This is a genomic window from Oerskovia douganii, assembly GCF_015142735.1.
GTDB classification, from domain to species: Bacteria; Actinomycetota; Actinomycetes; order Actinomycetales; family Cellulomonadaceae; genus Oerskovia; species Oerskovia douganii.
Genome location: NZ_JACSPN010000007.1, coordinates 1 through 21,922 on the forward strand (window position 1 = coordinate 1; position 21,922 = coordinate 21,922).

At 74.4% G+C, this 21,922-nt stretch carries 19 protein-coding genes and 1 pseudogene; 7 read left to right on the forward strand and 13 right to left on the reverse strand.

Translation table 11 applies throughout. The annotated features are described in order from the left end of the window. Nucleotides 1–398: 398 nt before the first annotated feature. Nucleotides 399–1,487 carry a helix-turn-helix transcriptional regulator gene (locus H9623_RS07185; protein WP_193719382.1) on the reverse strand — a complete coding sequence of 363 codons (1,089 nt, stop codon included), beginning with the start codon at nucleotides 1,485–1,487 and terminating at the stop codon, nucleotides 399–401. 85 nt (nucleotides 1,488–1,572) lie between these two features. On the opposite strand from H9623_RS07185, the gene H9623_RS07190 reads away from it, so the two are divergent. Both H9623_RS07190 and H9623_RS07195 read left to right on the forward strand, forming a co-directional pair. Then, complete coding sequence (locus tag H9623_RS07190) at nucleotides 1,573–2,643, forward strand: ATP-binding cassette domain-containing protein (RefSeq protein WP_193719383.1); 1,071 nt, start codon at nucleotides 1,573–1,575, stop codon at nucleotides 2,641–2,643. After that, a complete protein-coding gene (locus H9623_RS07195; RefSeq protein ID WP_193719384.1) occupies nucleotides 2,640–3,512 on the forward strand; it encodes an ABC transporter permease in 873 nt (290 codons plus the stop codon). Before H9623_RS07190 ends, H9623_RS07195 begins: the two co-directional genes overlap by 4 nt. 69 nt (nucleotides 3,513–3,581) lie before the next feature. On the opposite strand, the gene H9623_RS07200 is transcribed toward H9623_RS07195, so the two are convergent. After that, nucleotides 3,582–5,072, reverse strand: coding sequence for a restriction system modified-DNA reader domain-containing protein (locus tag H9623_RS07200; protein ID WP_193719385.1), 1,491 nt, complete (start codon nucleotides 5,070–5,072; stop codon nucleotides 3,582–3,584). A gap of 136 nt (nucleotides 5,073–5,208) precedes the next feature. Continuing rightward, nucleotides 5,209–5,508, reverse strand: coding sequence for an MTH1187 family thiamine-binding protein (locus H9623_RS07205; protein WP_193719386.1), 300 nt, complete (start codon nucleotides 5,506–5,508; stop codon nucleotides 5,209–5,211). Between the two features lie 131 nt (nucleotides 5,509–5,639). Between H9623_RS07205 and H9623_RS07210 the strand changes: the two genes are divergently transcribed. Further along, nucleotides 5,640–6,422: a deoxyribonuclease IV gene (locus H9623_RS07210; RefSeq protein WP_193719387.1), complete on the forward strand. Its 783-nt coding sequence runs from the start codon at nucleotides 5,640–5,642 to the stop codon at nucleotides 6,420–6,422. Between the two features lie 115 nt (nucleotides 6,423–6,537). Here the strand turns inward: H9623_RS07210 and H9623_RS07215 are convergent, their stop codons facing one another. From H9623_RS07215 to H9623_RS19985, 4 genes are all read right to left on the reverse strand, one after another. Beyond that, on the reverse strand, nucleotides 6,538–9,216 hold the full coding sequence (locus H9623_RS07215) for a phosphoenolpyruvate carboxylase (RefSeq protein ID WP_321575333.1): 2,679 nt from the start codon (nucleotides 9,214–9,216) through the stop codon (nucleotides 6,538–6,540). 195 nt (nucleotides 9,217–9,411) lie between these two features. After that, nucleotides 9,412–10,212, reverse strand: coding sequence for a bifunctional hydroxymethylpyrimidine kinase/phosphomethylpyrimidine kinase (thiD, locus tag H9623_RS07220; protein ID WP_193719389.1), 801 nt, complete (start codon nucleotides 10,210–10,212; stop codon nucleotides 9,412–9,414). 96 nt (nucleotides 10,213–10,308) lie between these two features. After that, nucleotides 10,309–11,106 (reverse strand): response regulator, encoded by a 798-nt coding sequence (locus H9623_RS07225; RefSeq protein WP_193719390.1) that lies wholly within the window; start codon nucleotides 11,104–11,106, stop codon nucleotides 10,309–10,311. Continuing rightward, nucleotides 11,103–12,287, reverse strand: a complete 1,185-nt coding sequence (locus H9623_RS19985; RefSeq protein ID WP_193719391.1) for a sensor histidine kinase — start codon at nucleotides 12,285–12,287, stop codon at nucleotides 11,103–11,105. The genes H9623_RS07225 and H9623_RS19985 overlap by 4 nt, the downstream gene beginning before the upstream one ends. A gap of 174 nt (nucleotides 12,288–12,461) precedes the next feature. On the opposite strand from H9623_RS19985, the gene H9623_RS19785 reads away from it, so the two are divergent. Beyond that, on the forward strand, nucleotides 12,462–13,262 hold the full coding sequence (locus H9623_RS19785; protein ID WP_193719392.1) for a M15 family metallopeptidase: 801 nt from the start codon (nucleotides 12,462–12,464) through the stop codon (nucleotides 13,260–13,262). 16 nt (nucleotides 13,263–13,278) lie between these two features. Here H9623_RS19785 and H9623_RS07240 read toward each other — a convergent pair whose 3' ends face one another. Beyond that, nucleotides 13,279–14,625, reverse strand: a complete 1,347-nt coding sequence (locus tag H9623_RS07240) for an ion channel protein (protein ID WP_193719393.1) — start codon at nucleotides 14,623–14,625, stop codon at nucleotides 13,279–13,281. 221 nt (nucleotides 14,626–14,846) lie between these two features. Here H9623_RS07240 and H9623_RS07245 point away from each other — a divergent pair, with 221 nt between their 5' ends. After that, the gene (locus tag H9623_RS07245; RefSeq protein ID WP_193719394.1) at nucleotides 14,847–15,356 is read left to right on the forward strand and encodes a hypothetical protein; all 510 of its coding nucleotides are present in this window, start codon (nucleotides 14,847–14,849) and stop codon (nucleotides 15,354–15,356) included. Then, nucleotides 15,353–16,318, forward strand: coding sequence for a hypothetical protein (locus H9623_RS07250; protein WP_193719395.1), 966 nt, complete (start codon nucleotides 15,353–15,355; stop codon nucleotides 16,316–16,318). The genes H9623_RS07245 and H9623_RS07250 overlap by 4 nt, the downstream gene beginning before the upstream one ends. Nucleotides 16,319–16,379: 61 nt before the next feature. Here H9623_RS07250 and H9623_RS07255 read toward each other — a convergent pair whose 3' ends face one another. The 5 genes and pseudogenes from H9623_RS07255 to H9623_RS07275 all read right to left on the reverse strand — a co-directional run bounded on the left by H9623_RS07255 (nucleotide 16,380) and on the right by H9623_RS07275 (nucleotide 20,728). Next, nucleotides 16,380–16,886, reverse strand: coding sequence for a DoxX family membrane protein (locus tag H9623_RS07255; RefSeq protein ID WP_193719396.1), 507 nt, complete (start codon nucleotides 16,884–16,886; stop codon nucleotides 16,380–16,382). Between the two features lie 147 nt (nucleotides 16,887–17,033). After that, on the reverse strand, nucleotides 17,034–17,657 hold the full coding sequence (locus H9623_RS07260) for an FMN reductase (protein WP_193719397.1): 624 nt from the start codon (nucleotides 17,655–17,657) through the stop codon (nucleotides 17,034–17,036). A 147-nt stretch (nucleotides 17,658–17,804) separates the two neighbouring features. Beyond that, nucleotides 17,805–19,010, reverse strand: coding sequence for an LLM class flavin-dependent oxidoreductase (locus H9623_RS07265; RefSeq protein WP_193719398.1), 1,206 nt, complete (start codon nucleotides 19,008–19,010; stop codon nucleotides 17,805–17,807). A gap of 131 nt (nucleotides 19,011–19,141) precedes the next feature. After that, nucleotides 19,142–19,477 (reverse strand): YnfA family protein, encoded by a 336-nt coding sequence (locus H9623_RS07270; protein WP_193719399.1) that lies wholly within the window; start codon nucleotides 19,475–19,477, stop codon nucleotides 19,142–19,144. Nucleotides 19,478–19,537: 60 nt separating this feature from the next. After that, nucleotides 19,538–20,728: pseudogene (locus tag H9623_RS07275) on the reverse strand (SLC13 family permease). Between the two features lie 157 nt (nucleotides 20,729–20,885). Between H9623_RS07275 and H9623_RS07280 the strand changes: the two are divergent. Continuing rightward, nucleotides 20,886–21,887, forward strand: a complete 1,002-nt coding sequence (locus H9623_RS07280; RefSeq protein ID WP_193719400.1) for an NAD-dependent epimerase/dehydratase family protein — start codon at nucleotides 20,886–20,888, stop codon at nucleotides 21,885–21,887. Nucleotides 21,888–21,922: the final 35 nt, after the last annotated feature.

Genomic DNA, 21,922 nt, shown 5'->3' on the forward strand with positions numbered 1-21,922 from the left:
CACACTGTTGAGTTCTCAAGCAACCGACACGCACCGAATCCAACCCGTTCCCAGGCCTTCACTCGGGGCAACTTCTCAAGCCTACCAGACCGGCCTCTTCGTTTCAAACCCGGCGAACCGGACCGAACATCGAAGACGATCCCCGACGTCAGGTCCTGGAGGCGCGAGGCATCCAGGTCAAGATGTCGGATTTCAGTCCGGGGCAACAGCCACTTCGCGGCGGCTCCGAGGAGCTTCGCAGTGGTGTCTGTCTCTCCCTGCCGGGCTGACTTCCAGAACATTACTGGGGCGTGAACGCTCAGGTCAACCCGCTCCCGCGTGACCCCGGTCACCGCGCACCACGCGCGCTCCCCGGCCCCGCGGCCCGGCTGTCCCTGCCCCCGACCCTCGGCCTGCTCTCACCCTCCCGCGGCCGCCCGGTACCGCTCCCCCATCTCGCGCACGGCCTCGTGCAGCTCGGGCGGCCCGACGACGTCGAAGGGCACGTCGAACATCCCGACCCACGCCGCGAGCCCTCGCCACGACCACGACCCGGCGACCAGGCGCGCCCGGTCCGGCCCGAGCGCCTCGATCACTCCCTGGTCACCCACCCACTGCGCGAGGTCCTCCGCCCGCGCGTGGAGCACCACCTCGCCCTCGGCCGGCCACCGCGGGTGGGAGAACTGGTGCGCGACGTACGCGGCGACGTCGGGCGCCCTGGCACCGGCGCGCGTGCCTCGCCGACCCTGCACAGCGCCGGCGCCGTCCGGCGCCGCCCCGCGGCCCCCGCCCACCCCGGAGCCGCGCGTCCCCTCCCCCGCCAGGGGCGGCAGGTCGCGCGGCGCGAACCGCGGTCCCGTCGGCGTCCTGGGCGTCATGCGGTCGACGCGGAACGTGCGCCAGTCCTCCCGCTCGAGGTCCCACGCGACGAGGTACCAGCGCCCGCCCCACGTCACGAGGTGGTGCGGCTCGGCCCGCCGCGGCGGGCGGAACGCCGCGTCGCCCGCGCCGAGCGTCGGCGACGACCCGCCGTCGTAGTCGAAGCGCAGCACCTCGCGCGCCCGCACGGCGCTCCCCACCGCGACCAGCACGGCCTGGTCCACGACCGGTCGCGCCTCGTCCCGCGAGGACCGCACCGCCGTGACCTCGAGCGCGTCGATCCGTCCACGCAGCCGCGCCGGCATGACCTGGCGGATCGTCGCGAGCGCCCGCTGCGCCGGCTCCTCGATCCCGCCCCCGTGAGCCGTGCGGAGGGCCACCGCGACCGCGACGGCCTGCTCGTCGTCGAACAGCAGCGGCGGGAGGTCTGCCCCCGCGTCGAGGCGGTACCCGCCGTCGGGCCCCTTGGTCGCGCGGACCGGGTAGCCGAGCTCGCGCAGCCGGTCGACGTCGCGCCGCACCGTGCGCGGGCTGACGCGCAGCCGCTCCGCCAGGGCCTCCCCGGGCCAGTCCCGACGGGCCTGGAGCAGGGAGAGCAGGGCGAGGAGGCGGGCCGAGGTCTCGAGCATGCCCCCAGCGTCGCACGAGGTAGCGGACAGAACCTGACCGCTACCCCGGCCAAGGTGGAGGTATCACCCACTCCTGGAGGACACCGTGATCCACACCCGCTCCCTCACGAAGGACTTCGTCGTGAGCCGTCACGAGACCGTGCACGCCGTGCGCGGCATCACGCTCGACATCGAGCCGGGCGAGCTCGTCGCCGTCCTGGGGCCCAACGGGGCCGGCAAGACCACGACCCTGCGCATGCTCACCACGCTCATCGCGCCCACCTCGGGCAGCGCGAGCGTCGCAGGGTACGACGTCGTCGCGCACCCCGCGCAGGTCCGTCACCACATCGGGTACGTCGGGCAGGGCAACGCCGCGGGCCACAACCAGCGGGCGGTCGACGAGCTCGTGACGCAGGGCGTCGTCCACGGGCTCGACCGCCGGGCCGCGCGCCGCCGCGCCGACGAGCTGTTCGAGGCCCTCGACCTGACCGCGCTGCGCACGCGCAAGGTCGCGGACCTCTCCGGTGGGCAGCGCCGCCGCCTCGACGTCGCGATGGGCCTGGTCCACGCGCCCTCGCTCCTGTTCCTCGACGAGCCCTCGACCGGGCTCGACCCCCACAACCGCGCCAACCTGTGGGAGCACGTCCTGCGCATGCGCGCCGACGCGCTCGCCTCGACGGGCGACCCCATGACGATCGTCCTGACGACGCACTACCTCGACGAGGCCGACACCATGGCCGAGCGCGTCGTCGTCGTCGACCACGGCGAGGTCATCGCGGACGACACCGCGGAAGCCCTCAAGACGAACCTCGCCGGGGACCGCGTGGTCCTCGAGACCGCCGCGCCCGACGACGGCGCCCGCCTCGCGCAGCTCGTCTCGCGCGCCGACGGGGTCCGGGAGGTCGGGACCGACGAGGCCGCGGCCGACGGCACCCGGGTCACCGCCCGCGCCGCGGACGGACCCGCGCTGCTCCCGGCCCTGCTGCGCGCGGCGGACCACGCGGGCATCGCCGTCGCGACGGCCCAGGTCCACCGCCCCACGCTCGACGACGTGTTCCTCGCGCTGACGGGACGCAGCCTGCGCGAGTCGGGCGCAGCAGACCGGACCAGCACGTCGGGCGTCACCCCCACCGCACGGACCACCGAGAGCCCGCTCTCCGGGAAGGACGCAGCATGAGCACCGTCGACACCACGACCGGCCCTGCGGCCACCCGGCGGGGCGGCGCCACGACCGGCCGGCCCGCCCCGCGTCCTCGCGGGCGCCTCGCGAACCTGGCCCGGGACACGACCATCGTCCTGGTCCGCGAGCTGCGGCCGCTGCTCCACGACCCGTTCTCGGTCGTGTTCGGCCTGGTCCAGCCGCTCGTGTTCCTCGCGCTGTTCGGACCCCTGCTCGTCGGCACGCTCAGCGGGCAGGACGGTGGCGCGGCCGGGACGCTCGGCGGCAGCGTCTGGCAGTGGTTCGTGCCGTCGATCCTCGTCATGACGACCCTGTTCGGCACGTCGACCACGGGCGCCAACCTGCAGCAGGAGCTCAACACCGGGGCCCACGAGCGCATGCTCGTCTCACCGCTGTCCCGGCCCTCGCTGCTCGTGGGGCGCGCGCTCAAGGAGATGGTGCCGATCGCGGCGCAGTCCGTCGTGGTCGTGCTCGTGATGCTGCCGTTCGGGTTCGAGCTCTACCCCGTCGGGGCGGTCCTCGGGCTGGTCATGCTCGCGGTCTTCGGCGTCGGCATCGGGTCGCTCAGCTACGCCCTGGCCCTCGCCGTGCGCAAGCAGGAGTGGATGTTCTGGCTCGTCCAGCAGACCCTGCTGTTCCCGCTCATGATCCTGTCCGGGATGCTGCTGCCGCTCGAGACCGGGCCGGGATGGATGCAGGCCGCGGCCCGCCTCAACCCCCTGACCTACCTGGTCGACGCCGAGCGCTCGCTCTTCGCCGGCGACCTGACCTCGTCGGCCGCCGCCTGGGGCTGGGTGGCCGCGGTGGTGACCGCCGCCGTCGGGCTCGCGGTGGGCATCCGGACCATGGTGCGCAGCACCGACTGAGGCCCACGACGACGAAGGGGTGGCCCGCCGACGGCGCGCCACCCCTTCAGCCGTGCGTCGGCCGGGTGCTCAGGCGTAGTGCTCGCGGAACGCGTCCGTGAGCGTCGGGCCCCCGTCGCCCAGACGCCACACGCTCCACCCGTCGGCCGTCGCCGTGCCCGACGCCGCGATCGCCGCAGCGTCCGGGTGGCGGAAGCGCGCGCCGTCGGTCAGCTCGATGAAGCCGTCCGGGTACAGGACCGCCTCGAAACGCTGCCCGCGCCGCGGGCGCGACCACACCAGCTGGACCGGGTTGCCGAACGACCGGGCGAGCGCGTGCAGGTCCGGGTCGTCGTCCGGGTCGTCGTCCGGGTCGAGGCCGAGCGCCGAGGCCGGCGGCGGCGGAGGTGACGGCACGAGGTCCCGGCCCAACGGGTCGATCGAGCTCAACGCGTCGACCACCGGGACGTTCACCGGCGGCTGGTAGGACAACGGGTCGTACGCAGGCGCCTCGGCCTCGTAGGACTCGCGCGTCAGGACCGACTCGCGCGTCCGGATCGACTCGCGCGTGCGGATCGACTCGCGCGTCAGGATCGAGGCGCGGCTCGGCGTGCGCGACGACAGGGCGTCCGCCGACGACGGGTAGCCACCCGCCGACTCGTCCACCGGGGGCGACGCGAACAGCGGGACGGGCGGGACCGTCGGCGGCTCGGGGGGCAGCGGCACCGAGAGGTCGTCGGGCAGGCCGTGGTCCGCGCCGAGCAGCGGCTCACGGATCGGCTCGAGCGGGCCCGTCACGTCCGCCGACCCCGCGGCGCTCCCGTACACCGTGGCCGACGTCTCCAGCTCCGAGCCCCGGCGGCGGTCCGAGCGCGAACGCTGCGTCACGATCGGCAGCTTGCCCGTGAGCGCACGCCCCACCGCGACCCCCTCGGCGAAGTCCGCCGTGCGCTGCGCCGAACGCGTCGGCTCGATCGCCGAACGCCGCGGGGCCGCGGCAGCCGCAGGTCGGGAGGTGCGCTCGGGCACCAGCGGCGAGACGTCGACGAACCGCCGCCCGTCCGCGCCGTGCATCACGCCGAGCTTGAGGACCGACACCGACGAGCCCGGCTGGCGCAGGAAGTCGAGGGCGTCGACGATCCCGTCCTCCGCGCTCGAGCAGATGACGATCAGGCGGGCCCCCGTCGCGCGGGACGTCGCCTGCGAACGGGTCAGCGGCACGTTGTCGTAGAACGTCGTGACGTCCTGCTGGAAGCGCGCCGCGCCACCCGAGTACCGCCCCGCGAGCTCGGCACGCGTGAGCTGCCCCGCGCGTCCCGCATGGTTCATGGCCCGGGTCAGCGTCTCCTCGGTCAGCTCCGAGACGACCTCGATCACGACCGGCAGCCCTGCGGCGTCGAGCGCCAGCAGGTGCGGCTCCTCGATCGACGCACCCTGCCGGACCGGGAAGATCTGCTCACCGAGCAGCCCGTCCAGGTGCCCGTCGACCACGCGCTGCGCGACCGTGCCGAACCCCCCACCCGCCGGCTGCGACGGGCGGACGAGAACTGGACGTTCGGCGTCCACCTCGAAGAGGGGCATCGTGGGTCTCCTGCGGCTCGGGAAGCGACCTCGAACGCTGCTCGGGACGGCGGCGTTGCCGCATAGCCTACGACGCCCGCGCAAGCGACTCGAACGTGGACGTTTCACCCACTGGACCGGTCGCGTCCAGGTCGTCTCAGTCCGTGGCCAGGCGCTCCTCGACGCGCTCGACCTTCCCCGTCAGCTCCCCCGTCCGACCTGGGCGGATGTCCGCCTTGAGCACCAACGAGACCCGGTGCCCGCCCGCGCCGACCGCCTCGGTCGCACGCTTGACGACGTCCATGACCTCGTCCCAGTCCCCCTCGATCTCCGTGAACATCGACGTGGTCCGGTTCGGCAGGCCCGACGCACGGACGATGCGGACCGCCTCGGCGACGGCGTCCGTGACGGACTCGCCGGCACCGAGCGGGGCGACGGAGAAAGCGAAGATGGCCATGAGGACATCATGCCGCGTCCGGTGGCCGGGGGCCTGGGACCCGCGGTCCCGGGGTTCCGGGGTCCCGGGTCCGGGGCGCCGCCCGCGGCTCGCCGCGCCGCGCGTCCCCCGCGGCACGTAGCGTGGGGCTCATGCGAATCGGAGCACACGTCGACCAGGCCGAGGCCGTCAACCAGGCACGAGCGATCGGCGCCGACCAGGTCCAGGTCTTCCTGGGCGACCCGCAGGGCTGGAAGGGCGCCGAGTTCACCTACCCGGGCGGGGCCGAGGCCCTGCGCGCGGACGCGGCGGCCGCGGACCTCGACGTCTACGTGCACGCGCCGTACGTCATCAACGTCGCGAGCACCAACAACCGCATCCGCATCCCGAGCCGCAAGTCGCTCCAGAAGATCGTCGACGGCGCAGCCGAGATCGGCGCCAAGGGCGTGATCGTGCACGGCGGCCACGTGACCGCGACCGACGACGTGGCGGTCGGCTACGACAACTGGCGCAAGGCGATCGACGCGCTCGACGCCAAGGTCCCCGTGCTCATCGAGAACACCGCAGGCGGAGCCAAGTCGATGGCCCGCACGATCGAGAGCATCGGGCGGCTGTGGGACGCGATCGGGGCTGCGGAGGGCGGCGACCAGGTCGGCTTCACGCTCGACACGTGCCACGCGTGGGCGGGTGGGATCGACCTGAGCACCGCCGCGGACCAGGTGCGCGCGGTGACGGGTCGGATCGACCTGGTGCACGCGAACGACAGCCGCGACACGTTCGACTCGGGGGCCGACCGGCACGCGCACTTCGGCGACGGGCTCATCCCGCCCGACGAGCTGGTCGCGGTCATCGCCTCGGCCGGGGCGCCCGTCATCTGCGAGACGCACGGTGACATGGGCCCGGACATCGCCTGGCTGCGCGCGCGCCTGGGCTGAGAGGCCCGACGGCGCAGCTCACCGCGGGCGTCCGGGTGCGGTGGGCGTCGGCCGAGCATGCGGAAGACGTCCGTCCTCGGGTCGAGGACGAACGCCCAGCGCATCCGGCGAGAGGTCAGCCCGTGTTCTGCAGGCCCGCCGCGACACCGTTGACCGTGAGCAGCAGCAGGTGCTGCAGTCCGTCCTTGTACTGCCCCTCGGCCCCCGAGCGCAGGCCGCGCAGCGCACGGAGCTGGAGCAGCGACAGCGCGTCGACGTACGGGCTGCGGAGCTGGACCGCACGTCCCAGGACGCGGCGCCCCGCCAGGGGCCACTCGCTCCCGGAGATCTTGAGGACCCACTCGCGCGTCAGTCGCAGCTCGTCGAGGATCTTCGCCGCGAGGTCGTCGCGGTCGCCCAGCGCGAGGTAGCGCTCCGCGATCCGCTCGTCGGCCTTGGCGAGGGACATCTCGACGTTGTCGATGAGCGTCGCGAACAGGGGCCAGTCGCGGTGCGCCTCGCGCAGCCGCTCGAGGTCGCCGAACTCCTGGAGCGAGGTGCCCAGGCCGTACCAGCCGGCCAGGTTGATGCGGGCCTGCGACCAGGAGAACACCCACGGGATGGCGCGCAGGTCCTCGAGCGACTCGACCGACAGGCCGCGGCGGGCCGGGCGCGAGCCGATCGGCAGGAGGCCGACCTCCTCGAGCGGCGTGACCTCGCTGAACCACTGCGGGAAGCCCTCGCTGCGGACCAGCGCGTGGAAGTGCTCGCGCGACGCCGAGTCCAGGGCGGCAGCCACGTCGGCGAAGCGCGCGGTCGCCTCGGCGTTGCGACGCTCGACCGACGGCGCGGACGCGAGCAGCGTCGCGGCAGCGACCTGCTCGATGTGCCGGGCCGCGATCGTCGCGTCGCCGTAGCGGGCCGTGATGACCTCGCCCTGCTCGGTCAGCTTGAAGCGGCCGTCGACCGAGCCCGGGGGCTGGGCGAGCACGGCACGGTTCGCGGGGCCGCCACCACGCCCGAGGGCCCCGCCACGGCCGTGGAACAGGGTCAGGTTGATGTCGTGGCGCTGCGCCCACTCGGCGATGCGGCTCTGCGCGGAGTGCAGCGCGAGGGTCGCGGACACCGGACCGACGTCCTTGGACGAGTCCGAGTAGCCGAGCATGACCTCGACCTTGCGGCCGTTCTCGGCGAGCCGACGCTGGACCTGGGGCAGCTCGAGCGAGGCCTCGAGGATCTCGACGCTCGCCTCGAGGTCCGCGAAGGTCTCGAACAGGGGGATCGCGTCGATGACGGGGGCGTCGTCGGCGCCCTCGAACGCGAGCTCGGCGAGCTGGTAGACAGCGGCCAGGTGCTCGGGCTTCTGCGTGAACGACACGATGTAGCGGCGCGCGGCACGCACGCCGTAGCGCTGCTGGATCGAGCCGATCGCACGGTAGGTGTCGAGGACCTCGCGCGTGCGGTCGGACAGCGTGCCGTGCACACCGTGCTCCGCGATCTCGGCGAGCGCGGCCTCGTGGACCTGCGAGTGCTGGCGGACCTCGAGCTCTGCCAGGTGGAACCCGAAGGTCTGCACCTGCCACACGAGCTGCTGCAGGTCGCCGTACGCGGCCCGGGGCGCGCCCGCGTCGATGAGCGAGTCCTGGACGACCCGGAGGTCGGCCTCGAGCTGCTCGGGCACCGCGTAGGCGAGGTCCGCGTCGCGCAGTCGCGTCGCGGTGATGCGGCGCGCGACGACGAGCATGACCGCGCGGTGCGGCTCGCCGGGGGACTCGGCCGCGGCCTCGGCCGTGATGGCCTCGGAGAGCTGGCGCTGCTTCTGCCACAGCGAGCGCAGGCCGTCGGACGCGGGCGTGCCCTGCTCGTCGAGCGTGAGCGTGCGCCCGATGCGCTGGGCGGCCTGCTCGAGGGCACGCAGGGCGTGGTCGGCCGCGATGGCCGCCGCCTGGCGCGTGGTCTCCGCGGTCACGTTGGGGTTGCCGTCGCGGTCGCCGCCGATCCAGGTGCCGAGGCGCACGAACGGTGCGGCCAGCGGTCGGTCGTGGCCGGCCTTGTCGGCCAGGAGCCAGTCGTCGAGGCGGCGGTAGACGGTCGGGAACACCGAGAAGAGGGTCGCGTCGAACACGCTCATCGCGGTGCGGACCTCGTCGAGCGGCGAGGGCTTCGCGGCGCGGATCGGGGACGTGCGCCACATGGCGTCGATCTCGGCGAGGAGCTTGCGCTCGTTCTCGGCGAGCGAGGCGCCACCGTAGGGCAGGGTGTCGCGCTCGGTGAGCAGCGCGGACAGGCGACGGATGGACGCGGACACGGCCCGTCGGCGGGCCTCGGTCGGGTGCGCCGTCAGGACCGGGCGGAACTCGAGCCGCTGGAGTCGCGCGAGCGCCTCGTCGTGGCCGACCTCGTCGGCGAGCTGCGTGAAGGCCTCGGGCAGCGTGTCGTCGACGACCGACGGGGCCAGCTCGGCCTCACGGTCGTGCAGGACGCGCACGCGGTGGTGCTCCTCGGCCAGGTTCGCCAGGTGGAAGTACACCGTGAAGGCGCGGGCCACCTGCTCGGCGCGCTCGTGGCTGAAGCTCTCGACGAGACGCTCCGCCTCCTCGAGCGCTGCGTCGGCGTGCTCGCCGTACGCGCGGATCGAGAGCTCGCGCAGCCGCTCGACGTCGTCGAGCAGCGCGGGATCCACCGACTCCGTCAGGACCGTGCCCAGGAGACGGCCGAGGAGGCGCACGTCGTCGCGCAACGGCGCCGGGACCTCGTGCCGTGCGCCCGTGCGGCCGTTGCCGTCGGTGGATGCGGGGGGAAGGTTGTCTGTCACGGGTCCGTAGCCTAGGCGCTCGGCGCCGCGGCGTGTCGAGGACGTCTGCCTGGTGGTCGGTCGCCGGGCCGTGGGCATGCTCGGGCTCGGGCCCGGGCAGCACGACGCCCGGGCGAGGAGTCCTCGCCCGGGCGTGCGACGCCGTCGGGCCGGAGCGGCGGCGGCGCTGCTGCCGCCCCGCTCGCCCGAGAGGGGTCAGTGCGTGAAAGCGCCCTGCCACACCGTGTCGAACGGTGCGTGCGAGCTCACGCGCGCCTCGATCGCCTCCGTGACGATCTGCTTCGCGGTGGCGACGGCACGCTCGACGTCGTTGCCCTTGGCGAGCTCGGCCGTGATCGCCGCGGCGAACGTGCAGCCCGCGCCGCTCACGCGCTCCTCGCCCACCTTGGGGACCGAGAAGACCGTGATCTCCTGGCCGTCGAACAGCACGTCGACCGCGTCCGGCCCGGGGAGCTCGACGCCACCCTTGACGACCACGAAGTCCGGACCCAGGGCGTGGATGCGCTCGGCGGCCTCCACCAGGTCGTCGACCGACTCGATCGTGTCCATGCCGGACAGGACCTTGGCCTCGAACACGTTCGGGGTGATGACGGTCGCGAACGGCAGGATCTTCTCGCGCAGCGCGGTGTCGGTGTCGAGGGCGGCACCCGGCTCCTGGCCCTTGCAGATGAGGACCGGGTCGAGGACCACGTGGTGCCAGCGCTTGCTCGCGAGCGACTCCGCGACCACGTCGATCGTCGCAGGCGTGCCGAGCATGCCGATCTTCACGACGTCGAGGTCGTAGGTGGCGTTCGCGGCCTCGAACTGGTCCGCGATGACCTGCGGCTCGACCGGGACGAACCGGTGGCCCCAGTCGTTCTTCGGGTCGAACGACACGATGCACGTCAGGGTCCCGACGCCGTAGACGCCCAGCTCCTGGAACGTCTTGAGGTCGGCCTGGATACCGGCTCCCCCGGTGGCTTCCGATCCGGCGATGACGTACGCGAGGTTGACCATGGTGCTGCCTGTGTCCTTCGAGGAAGAGTGGTGGGACCGGGCCTGGCCCCCGGGAAAGCCTACGCCGACCCCGCACCGGGCCCCACGAGCACGCCGTCACCTCCCGGGGCGCACCAGCTCCGCCTCGTACGCGAGGATCACGAGCTGGACCCGGTTCGTGAGCCCCACCTTGGTCAGCAGGGACCGCACGTGGCTCTTGACCGTCGCCTCGGAGAGGTACAGCTCCTCCCCGATCTCCTTGTTCGACAGCCCGCGCGCGACGGCCAGCAGCACCTCGAGCTCGCGCGGCGTCGCCAGCTCGAGGCCGGACCCGGCCCCGGGCGCGCTCGCGACGCCCGACCCCGCGTGCCAGTCCGAGAGCTCGACCCAGCGCTCGATGATCCTGCGCGTGACCCCGGGGTCGAGCAGGCTGTCGCCCGCCCGCACGCGGTGGACAGCGCTCACGAGCGACTCGGGGTCGGCGTCCTTGAGCAGGAACCCCGCGGCCCCGGCCCGCAGCGCGCCGTACACGTACTCGTCGTCGTCGAACGTCGTCAGGACGAGCGTGCGCACGCCCGCGAGCGCCGGGTCGGCGGAGATCCGGGCTGCGGCGTCGATCCCGTTGAGGTGGGGCATGCGCACGTCCATGAGGACGACGTCGGGCAGGAGGGCGCGGGCCATGCGGACGCCCTGGACGCCGTCGGCCGCCTCGCCCACGACCGTGATGTCGGGCTCGTTGTCGAGGATCATGCGCAGGCCCAGGCGGATGGTCGCCTGGTCGTCGACCACGACGACGCGCACGGGTTCGCTGAACGGCCGGCTCTCCGCGACGACGTGCAGGGGCACGGGGCCGCGCGGCCGTCCGGGTGGCGCGACGCCGTCCGGACGGGGGGACGGGACGGGGCCGTGGGTCATGGGGTCTCCCGGGGCAGGACGGCCTGGACGCGCCAGCCGCCGCTCTGGTCGGGTCCTGCGGACAGCGTGCCTCCGCAGGACAGGGCTCGTTCGCGCATGTTCAGCAGGCCGTTGCCGCCGTGCAGGTCGGGGTTGTCCGGCAGGGGTGGCCCGGGGTCGCGGACCGCGACGCGCACGTACCCGGGCGTCGCGACGATCTCGAGGCTCAGGCTCGGGGCCAGCGAGTGCAGCAGCACGTTGGTCAGGCCCTCCTGGGCGATGCGCACGACGGCGAGGCTCACCTCGGGCCGCAGGTCGCCCAGGTCGTCGGGCAGGTCGAGCTCGACGTCCCGCCCGGCCTCGGTCAGGCGGGCGGCCGCGGCCCGGACGTCGTCGAGCGCGGGGGCGGGGGCGAGCTCGAGCGCCTCCCCGGTCTCGCGACGCAGCACGTGCACGACCGATCGCATCGAGGTCAGCGCCTTCTTGCCCTCCTCGGCGATCCAGGTGACCGCCTCGGCCGGGGCCTGGGGCTGGTTGGGCGCGACGCGGTCCGCGGCCTGCGCCCGGACGACGATCGCGGACATGTGGTGCGCGACGACGTCGTGCAGCTCGCGGGCGATGCGCGTGCGCTCGGCGTGCACCGCCTGCTGGGCCAGGGCCCCCTGCAGGGCCGTGAGCTCCTCGTTGCGCTCGCGCAGGGTCTCGCCCGTCACGGCGATGCGCCGGACCATCCAGCCGAGCGCCACGGCCGCGAGCGCCAGGGCGACCGTCGTGAGGATCGCCGAGGGCGACGACATGCTCATGAGCTCCCAGTACCCGTACCAGTGCAGGCTGCTCATGTGCAGCGACCAGCCCGACAGGACGACACCGAGCGCCGCGAGCGGAGGGGGTACTGCGCCCTCGCGGGTCGCGCTGAAGCCCGCGACGAGGAGCGGGACGAGGTGGAACTGGTTGCTCAGGGCGTCGTCCTGGAAGAGCGGGTAGAACGCCGCGGTGACCCAGAACGCCCCACCGGGCGCGACCCTCCTCAGGGCCAGCGTCAGGACGAGCCAGACGCCGGTCCACCAGTACGACCGGATGTCCCGGGGCATCCAGTAGTCCCCCTGGTACATGAACCAGACTCCGCCGAACCAGACCAGCCCGACCGCGAGCGCGACGAGGACGTCCTGGGCCCACTCGGGCGCACGGCGGGAGGGCTGCACGCACCCACCGTAGCGAGGGCGGCCCCGTGGGCGAGTCCGCCCTGGGGCTGGTGCCCGACGGCGCCGCGTCCGCCCCGGGGACGAACCCACCCGGGCGGGGCGCGCCCTGCGGACCGGGCAGGTCCGCCCCGAGGAAGGATGCCCCGGCCGGGCTCGTGCGGCGAGGGTCGAGGCATGACCTTCGACTCCCCTCCCCTGCCGCCCCCTGCCCCCGGTCCGTGGGACGCGCACCCCGGCGGCCGTGCGCCGACGGGCACCGTGCCACCCTTCGACAGCCTGCTGGCCGCGCCCGACGGCCGCCCCCGCGCCGGGGGCGGCGCCCGGGACGCCGGGCGGGGGCGAGGGCCCGGGCGCGCCCGGGAGTCGGGCAGGGCACCGGGCCGCCCGGCACGGCGGCGCCGGACCCCCGCGGACCGCGTGTACGCCGCGGTCGTCGTGATCGGGCTCGTGGCCTGCGGGGTCTCGGCGTACGAGCTCACGACCGACTCCTCGTCGACGGACCCGAGCACGGGGACCGCGTCGGGCAGGGCGCCAGGAGCAGGGCCGGGCGCGGCCGTCGGCGAGGCCGCGGAGGGCCCCGCGGGCGAGGCTCCCGCGACCGGTCTCGACCTCGAGCTGCAGCGCCGGTTCGAGCAGGCGCGGGCGCTCGCGGCCGAGGACGGGGTCGAGCTGACCCTGGTCTCGGGGTGGCGGTCGGCCCAGGAGCAGGAGCAGGTCGTCGAGGACGTGGTCCGCAAGCGTGGCTCGCGCGAGGAGGCCAAGCGGTGGGTCCTGCCGCCCGAGGCCTCGGCGCACGTGGCGGGCACGGCGATCGACGTCGGGGCCACCGAGGGTGCGCTGTGGCTGGGTCAGCACGGCGAGGAGCTGGGGCTGTGCCGGACCTACGCGAACGAGATGTGGCACTTCGAGGCAGTGACCGAGCCCGGTGGGACGTGCCCCCCGATGCACGAGGACTCGCGCGTGGGCTGGGAGTGAGCAGGGTGCGGGGCGGTCAGGCGGGCCGCTCGGGCCCCGCGGGCCCAGCAGGCGTGACGGACCCAGCGGGCTCGGGCGCCGCGAGCATCTCCGGGGCGCTGCGCACCAGCAGCCACGCCGGCAGGATCGCGAGGCACAGCACGGGCAGCACGCCCACGTCCCCGACGACCGCGACCGCGACGAACAACGCGATCCACCCGTCGCGGCCCACGGCCAGGACCACGCCCAGGACCCCGCTCGCGACCGACAGACCGAGCGGCGCCCCCGGGAAGGCCGCGTTGACGGCCACCCCGGCCGCGACCCCGATGAACACCGCGGGGAAGATCCGCCCGCCCCGGAAGCCCGCGGCCGCCGCGACCACGAGCGCCACGAGCTTGACCGCGACGATCAGGACCAGGTTCGCCGTCGAGAGGTCGGCGCGCTGCTGGACCAGCTCGAACGACTGCTCGGACCCCTTGAACAGCGTGAGCGGACCGCCGATCGCGCCCAGGACTCCCAGGACCACGCCGCCGAGCGTGACGTACAGGACCGGGTTGCGCAGGCCGTGGAAGAACCGGTGCACGTGCGGGAACGCGATCACCCCCAGCAGGGCGACGCCCGCGGCCGCGGTCGCGACCGCGAGCGAGATCCCCACGTCGCCGATGTCCGGCACCCCGAGGTCGGGGACGTCCATCGAGCCGAACGGGCGCCCGAACGCATCCATGGTCATGGCCCCCGCCCCCGCCGACACGAGCGGGAGGAACAGCCGGTCGAACAGGGGCCCACCCCGGGGGAACCCCGCGACGACCCCCGTGAACACGAGCGCGGCCGCGACGGGCGTCCCGAACAGCGCGCCGATCGTCGCGGCCGCGGCCAGCATCACGACGAGGTCCGTGGGCACCCGGGGCCACAGGCGCGCGACCAGGGCCACGAGCAGCGCGGTGTTGATCGCGATGATCGGGTTCTCGGGCCCCAGGCTCACGCCGCCCGCCAGGCCCAGGACCGTGACCACCACGAGGCTCGGCAGGACCCGGAGCGGCAGCGGGGGCGCGATGAGCTCGGTCGTCGCGGAATCCCGGCCCCCGTGCCCCGGCACGAGCCACACGACCAGCCCCACGAGCAGGCCCGCCCCGGTCAGCATCCCGAAGATCCACCAGCGCGAGTCCGGGTCCACGCCCAGCGCCCCGGGCAGGTCCGACCACAGGGCGTCCTCCGCGGCGGCGGACAGCTGGTCCAGCCCGTAGAGCACGAGCGCCGAGACGATGCCGACGAGCACCGCCGGGACGCACAGCCTCAGCAGCGTGCCCAGGGCGGGGCCGTCCCGCGGGCCCACGCCACCGGGCACCGGGCGGGAGGAGGACGCGTCGTCGTCGCGCGCGGGCATGCGCCCAGCGTGGCACGCACGCGGTCGGTGCGCGCCCTGGGCCCAGGCGCACGCGGGTGGCCGGCGAGGAGGGCGCCCGGGCGGTCGCTGCACCCTCCGGCCCGACGGCGCAGCATCAGCCCCAGGGCTGACCCTTCCCCTCGCGGACCGCACCCTGAGGCGAGGGCGACTGCCGCCGTCGGGCCGATGTACCCGCCCGCTGCGCCTGGGAAGGTCGGGGCGTGACCCTCCGCACCGCGCACGCCTCGCGCGCCCGACGGCCCGCCTGGGCCGCCCCCTGGCCCGACGCGACCGCGCGCGCGACGGCCGCAGCGGCGGCCGACCGGCGCCGGGCCCGCGGCGTGACCTACGGGATCGTGCTCGCTCTCCTGCTCACCGCAGCGGTCCAGGTCGAGGTCTGGCCGCTCACCGCCTACCGGCTCTTCAGCGCCGTCCGGACCGACACCAGCACGGTCCTCGACCTCGTCGCCGAGACCGCCGACGGGGACGTCACGGTCCTCCCGGCCCACCCGGCGGAGCCCCTGACGACCACGGCCAGCCAGTACCGGACCCTCACGACCGCGCCGCCCGAGCGCCGCCACGCGATGGTCACGGCCTGGCTGGACCTCGCCGGGATCGACACCGCGACCGTGAGCACCGTCCGGCTCGACAGGACCGTGCGGACCCTGGAACCCGGCACGGACCGGTGGGTCGTGCGGTCGCGCGAGACCGTCCTCGAGGTGGTCCCGTGACCGCGACCACCGGTCCGCCGCTGCGCCGGGCCGCGCACGCCGTCGACCGGGCCCTGCTGGCCCCCGGGCCCGCCCACCGGCTGCTCGAGGTCCGTACGCTGCTCGCGCTCGTGATCGGGCTGCGCCTGGCCACGCGCGACTGGACCGCGATCGCCCTGCGCCCCGCCGTGCTCACCGACCACGTCAACGTCATGGGCTGGCTCGTCGTGCCCCCGCCCGCCTGGCTGCTCGTCACGGTGCAGGCCGCGGGTCTCGTGGGCGTCGTGCTCGCCGTCGGGCGGACCCGGGGACGAGCCGGCCTCGTGCTCGCCTGGTGCGCGTACACCGCGCTCGCGGCCCTGTGGGGCAGCTCCGGGAAGGTCATGCACTACGACGTCCTGACCGTCACGGTCGCGTTCGCGCTGCTCCTCGCCGCCGACCCGCCACGCGCCCGTACCGTCGAGCAGAGCACCCCGTGGGGGTGGCCCCCGCGCGCGGCGCTCGCGGCCCTCGCCACGGTGTACTTCCTGACCGGGGCGCAGAAGCTGCGGCACAGCGGCCTCGACTGGGCCCTCGGCGACAACATGTCGTGGGTCCTGCGCCAGGGCTGGGTCGGGTCGCCGTTCGGCCCGGGATGGGTCCAGGCCGTCGCCGACCACCCGTGGCTCCCGCAGGCGCTCGCGGGCGGGGCGCTCGCGCTCGAGCTCACGGCCCCCCTGTGGCTCGCGGTCCGCAGCACGCGGATCCCGTTCGTGCTCGCGGTCGCCGCGATGCACGGCAGCATCTGGGCGTTCCTCGGGCTGGACTACTCGGCGTGGGTCCTGACGGCCGCGGCCGTCGCCGTACCCATGGCGCTGCCGCCGGGACGCCGCCTGCTGGGCGGGCCGGGGTCGCGGGCTGCGGGCGGTCGGACGGGCAGTCGGACGGGCAGTCGGACGGACGACGACGAGGTGCGGCCGTCGGGGGTCCCGGTCTCCCGGTGACCACGACGGCCGCACCTCGCGCCGTAGGTCTCGGCGGTCGGGCACCCGGCCCCGGGGAGCCTCAGGCCGTACGGCGCAGCCGGGCGCCCAGGGCGTAGGCCCCGACGACCGCCGCCGCGGCGACGAGCACGACGTCCTTGAGCACGTACTGCCCGAGCAGCGTCATGCCGGACCCGAAGAGCTCGTCGAAGAACAGGGCGGTCGGGGCGAGGATCCCGACGAACGCGCCGGCCATGACCACGAGCCCCGCGCGCAGCCAGTACCCCGTGACGAGGGTGAGCCCGATGAAGCACTCGACGACCGCGGTGAGGACCACGGCGACCGTGCCGTGGACGAGGCCGAGGGTCAGGGTGTCGATGGTGCGCTCGGCCACGACCTCGGCCGGGCTGGCGCCGGGGAAGAACTTCAGGGCCCCGAAGCCCAGGAAGACCAGGCCGAGCGCGACCCGCAGAGCGGGCACGGACCAGCGGGTCAGGAAGCGTGCGAGGGCGTCGACGGCGTCGCTCACGGAGGTCGCGACGGAGCCGCGGCGGGAGAACGCCGGACCGTTGACGGAGAGGGTGGACATGGACGTGCCTTTCAGGTGGTGGTGGGTTGTCGGCGCCTCGTCGTCGGGCGCACACCCAGAGGGAGCCACCCCCGTCCTGACGTGATGCGGGCCACGCCGGCTTTCACCCGGGTGCGGCAGGCCACCACCCGCCGCACCCGGCGCCCGCTACCGGCCGAACATCTGCGCGAACGAGGGCACGCCGTCGAACATGCCCGTCGTGGTGCGCGGCTCGCGGGCCGCGACCGTGGTCGCGAGCTCCTTGGCCGCCCGGCGGATGCGCGCCGGGAGCGGGCCGGCGTCGTGCGTGCCGTCGCCCTCGGCGGCCCAGTCGTCCGTGGCCGCGAAGACCGACGTCGTCACGACGTCCGCGTGCAGGTACGTGAACAACGGGCGCATCGAGTACTCGACGGCCAGCGAGTGGCGCGACGTGCCGCCCGTCGCGCCCAGCAGCACGGGCATGCCGTGCAGCGAGTCCTTGTCGAGGATGTCGACGAACGACTTGAAGAGCCCCGAGTAGGTGGTCGTGAACAGCGGGGTGACCAGGACGAGCGCGTCGGCGCCCGTGACCTTCTCGATCACCTCGGCGAGGTCGCCGCTCGCGAAGCCCGTGAGCATCGCGTCGGTGATGGCGTGGGCGACGTCGCGCAGCTCGACCGTCGTGACCTCGGCGGGCACGCCCAGGTCGCCGAGCTCGGCCGCCGTGGCGGCGGAGAGACGGTCGGCGAGCAGGCGGGTCGAGGACGGCTGGCCGAGGCCTGCGGAGATCGCGACGATCTGGCGAGCGGTCATGAGGTGGTGCTCCTGGTTCGTGAGGGATTCTGCGGGTGTGCCGCACGACGGGCGGTCGTCGGCGTGGCCGGTGGTGCTGCGGGCCGGGCCGCCCCTGGCCACGGGGGCGGCCCGGCCGCTCGGGGGGTCCCCCGGGCGGGTGCTCGGTCAGAGACCGAACGCCGACCCCTTGCGGGGGGTGCCCTCGACGGCTTCGGCTGCCTGGATGTCGTCCTCCGCGGTCCTGCCCGTCCAGTGGTCCGCGGCCGCGACGACCTGCTCCGCGACCTTGCCCTCGGCGCGGGCCTTCGCGACGCGCTGGGCGTGGCTCGGCGGGTCGCTCGGGACGTGGGCGGGCCGCTTGGCCTCCATCTCCTTGCGGAGCACGGGGACGACCTCGCCGGCCAGCAGGTCGATCTGCTCCAGGACCGTCTTGAGGGGCAGGCCCGCGTGGTCCATGAGGAAGAGCTGGCGCTGGTAGTCGCCGACGTGCTCGCGCATGGCGCCGTAGCGGTCGATGACCTCCTGCGGGCTGCCCACGGTCAGCGGGGTCTGCGCGGAGAAGTCCTCGAGCGACGGGCCGTGCCCGTAGACGGGCGCGTTGTCGAAGTAGGGCCGGAACTCGCGGACGGCGTCCTGGGAGTTCTTGCGCATGAAGACCTGGCCGCCGAGCCCGACGATCGCCTGGTCGGCCTTGCCGTGACCGTAGTGCTCGAAGCGCTGGCGGTAGTACTGGACCATCTGCTTGGTGTGGCTCATGGGCCAGAAGATGTTGTTGTGGAAGAAGCCGTCACCGTAGTAGGCGGCCTGCTCGGCGATCTCCGGGGTCCGGATGGAGCCGTGCCACACGAAGGGCGCGACGCCGTCGAGCGGGCGCGGCGTGGCCGTGAAGCCCTGGAGGGGCGTGCGGTACTTGCCCTGCCAGTCCACGACCTCCTCCTCCCAGAGGCGGCGCAGCAGCGCGTAGTTCTCGATCGCGAGGTTGACGCCCTCGCGGATGTCCTTGCCGAACCACGGGTAGACGGGGCCGGTGTTGCCGCGGCCCATCATGAGGTCCATGCGGCCGTCGGAGATGACCTGGAGCATGGCGTAGTCCTCGGCGATCTTCACCGGGTCGTTCGTGGTGATGAGCGTCGTGGAGGTCGACAGGATGATGTTCTTCGTCTGCCCGGCGAGGTAGCCGAGCATGGTCGTGGGGGACGACGGGACGAACGGGGGGTTGTGGTGCTCACCCGTGGCGAACACGTCGAGGCCGGCCTCGTCCGCGTGCTTCGCGATGGTGAGCATGGACCGCACGCGCTCGGTGTCGTTGGGCGTGCGACCGGTGACGGGGTCGGTGGTGACGTCGCCGACGGTGAAGATTCCGAACTGCATGGGGGTTGCTCCCTCGTCCTACAAGTTGATGCATTTGCATGTACTTGGAGGAGAACCGAGAGGGTCCCGCGGTTATTCCCCGGCGGACGGGGTGGCGTGGGTCACGCGGTGCCCGACGGCGCGAAGGACCGTCACGCAGGGCGTGGCGCGTACATGACGACCGCGACCCCCGCGAGGCACAGCAGCGCCCCCGCCACGTCCCACCGGTCCGGGCGGAACCCGTCGACCGCCATGCCCCACAGCAGCGAGCCCGCGACGAACACGCCCCCGTACGCCGCGAGGATCCGCCCGAAGCTCGCGTCCGGCTGGAGCGTCGCGAAGAACCCGTACAGCCCGAGCGCGACGACCCCCGCCCCGATCCACACCCACCCCTTGTGCTCGCGGACCCCCTGCCAGATCAGCCACGCGCCGCCGATCTCGAAGAGTGCGGCCGCGCCGAACAGCAGGATCGAGCGCAGGACGGTCACGGTGGTCTCCTCGGGTCAGGGGCACGGGCGGGGGCACGAGCAGTGGCGACGCCGCAGCACCTACGCGAGCGCCGCGACCGCGAGCGCGCCCGCGACCACGGCCAGCGGCGCGAGCACGAGCCCCTGGCGCACGAGCGGCCACCAGCCGACGACCTCGCGGAAGCCCATCCAGTGCCGCGAGCACTGTATCCACCAGAGCACGGTCGCCACCGAGGCCCACGGCGTGACGAGCGGGCCGGCGTTCACGCCGACGAGCAGGGCCGCGAGCCGGGCGGGGTCCCCCGCCGCGGCGGGCTCGAGCGCGAGGTAGGCGGGCAGGTTGTTCACGACGTTGGCCGCGACGGCCCCCGCCCCGGCGACCTGGAGAAGGTCACCGGTCCCGGTGCCGGTGCCTGCGAAGCGCGCGAGCAGGTCGCCGAGCCCGTGGACCTGCCAGGCCTCGACGGCCACGAAGAGCGAGCCGATGACCAGGACGGTCCGCCACGGCACGAGCTCCCCGACGGGGGCCACGAGGTCGCGCCGCCGCACGAGGGTCGCCGTCAGCAGCACGAGCGCCCCGGCCACGGCGACGACGGCCACGGGCAGCCCGACGGCGAAGCACACCCCGAGCCCGACCGTCACCAGGGCGGCGAGCGGCAGGAGCACGACGTCGCGCTCCTGCGTCAGCGGCTACGCGTCGAACGTCCCGCGCAGGTCCCGGTGGTGGGCGACGAACAGGTAGCCCACGGTCACGGCGATCACCACGAGCGCGGGCAGCCACATGGTCGCGGCGTACGGGACACCCGGCTGGAGACCCGCGAGGCGGTGGGCCGCGAGCAGGTTCGTCAGGTTGGACACGGGCAGCAGCAGCGACGCGGTGTTGGCGAGGGCGAGGACGGTCAGCGCGAACGGCAAGGGCCGGGACCCGGTGCGGCGCGCGATGGTCAGGACGACGGGCGTGACCAGCACCGCCGTGGTGTCGAGCGACAGGACGACCGTGCAGGCGGTCGCGAGCAGCACCACGAGCCCCCACAGGCGCAGCCTGCTGCCCCGGGCGAGCCGCAGCGCCCAGGAGGCGGCGGCGTCGAACAGGCCGGCGGCCGCGCACATCTCCGCGACGACGGTGATCGCGACGAGGAACAGCAGGATCGGCCCGACGCGTCCCGCGAGCCCGCCTGCCGCGTCGAGCGGGAGCCACCCGGCGACCACGACGAGCACCGCGAGCACGACGGCGGCCGCCCACAGGGGCACCCGAACCCGACGACCTGGCACGCCGCCCCCTCCCCCGCTCGCAGCCCCCTCGTCCCTCGCCCGCGCGCACGGGCGTCCGCTACCCGACGAGCGGCTCGGCCACTATCGCACGCGCCGCCCGTCCGCCCCGGGCGTCGTGCACTGTCGCGCGGGGCCGTCAGCGGGCAGAGTCGGGGGTATGACGGACGGGACACGGTTGCTGGTGCTGGGCGGGACGGAGTTCGTGGGGCGGGCGGTGGTCGACGACGCCGTGGCCCGCGGCTGGGACGTCACGGTGTTCCACCGCGGCACGGGCGAGGCCGCGCACGGCGTGCGCGTGCGGCACGGCGACCGGACCGCCGTCGGGGGCCTGGACGCTCTCGCCGAGGGCGAGTGGGACGTCGCGGTCGACACGTGGTCGTGGGCACCGAGCGCGGTGCGCGACGCCGCGAACCTGCTCGACGACCGCGTGGGTCGCTACGTGTACGTCTCGAGCCGGTCGGTGTACACGTACCCCACCGGGGCCGGGGCCGACGAGGAGGCCCCCGTCGTGGAGGCCTCGCCCGACGACGGCGCCGACGTCGACTACGCGCGCGCCAAGCGCGGCGGCGAGCTCGCGGTCGAGACCGCGTTCGGGCACCGGGCCGTGCTCGCGCGGGCCGGTCTGGTCCTGGGGCCGCGGGAGAACGTCGGGCGCCTGCCCTGGTGGTTGCAGCGCATCGCCCGCGGCGGGCCCGTGCTCGCCCCCGGACCGAGCGCCCTGCCGCTGCAGTACGTGGACGCCCGCGACCTCGCGGCGTTCGTGCTGGACGCGACCGAGCAGGGGCTGAGCGGGCCCTTCAACGTCGTGAGCCCCAGCGGCCACGCCACCATGGGCGAGCTGCTCGACGCGTGCGTGGCCGCGACGGGATCGGACGCCGAGCTGCGCTGGACCGCGCCCGACGTGATCGAGGCCGCGGGCATCGCGCCGTGGACCGAGCTGCCCGTCTGGCTGCCGCCGGGCGAGCTCCACGACACGCTGCACCGCGGCGACGTGTCGCGCGCGGTCGGGGCGGGGCTGCGCAACCGGCCCGTCGAGGAGACGGTCGCGGACACGTGGGCGTGGCTGCAGACCCTGCCCGACGGCGCCGCCCCCCACCGCGCCGACCGCCCCCGGGTGGGGCTCGACCCGGAGAAGGAGGCGCGGGCGCTCGCGCTCTGACGGCTCCGACGCGGCGCCCCGAGGGGCGGGACTAG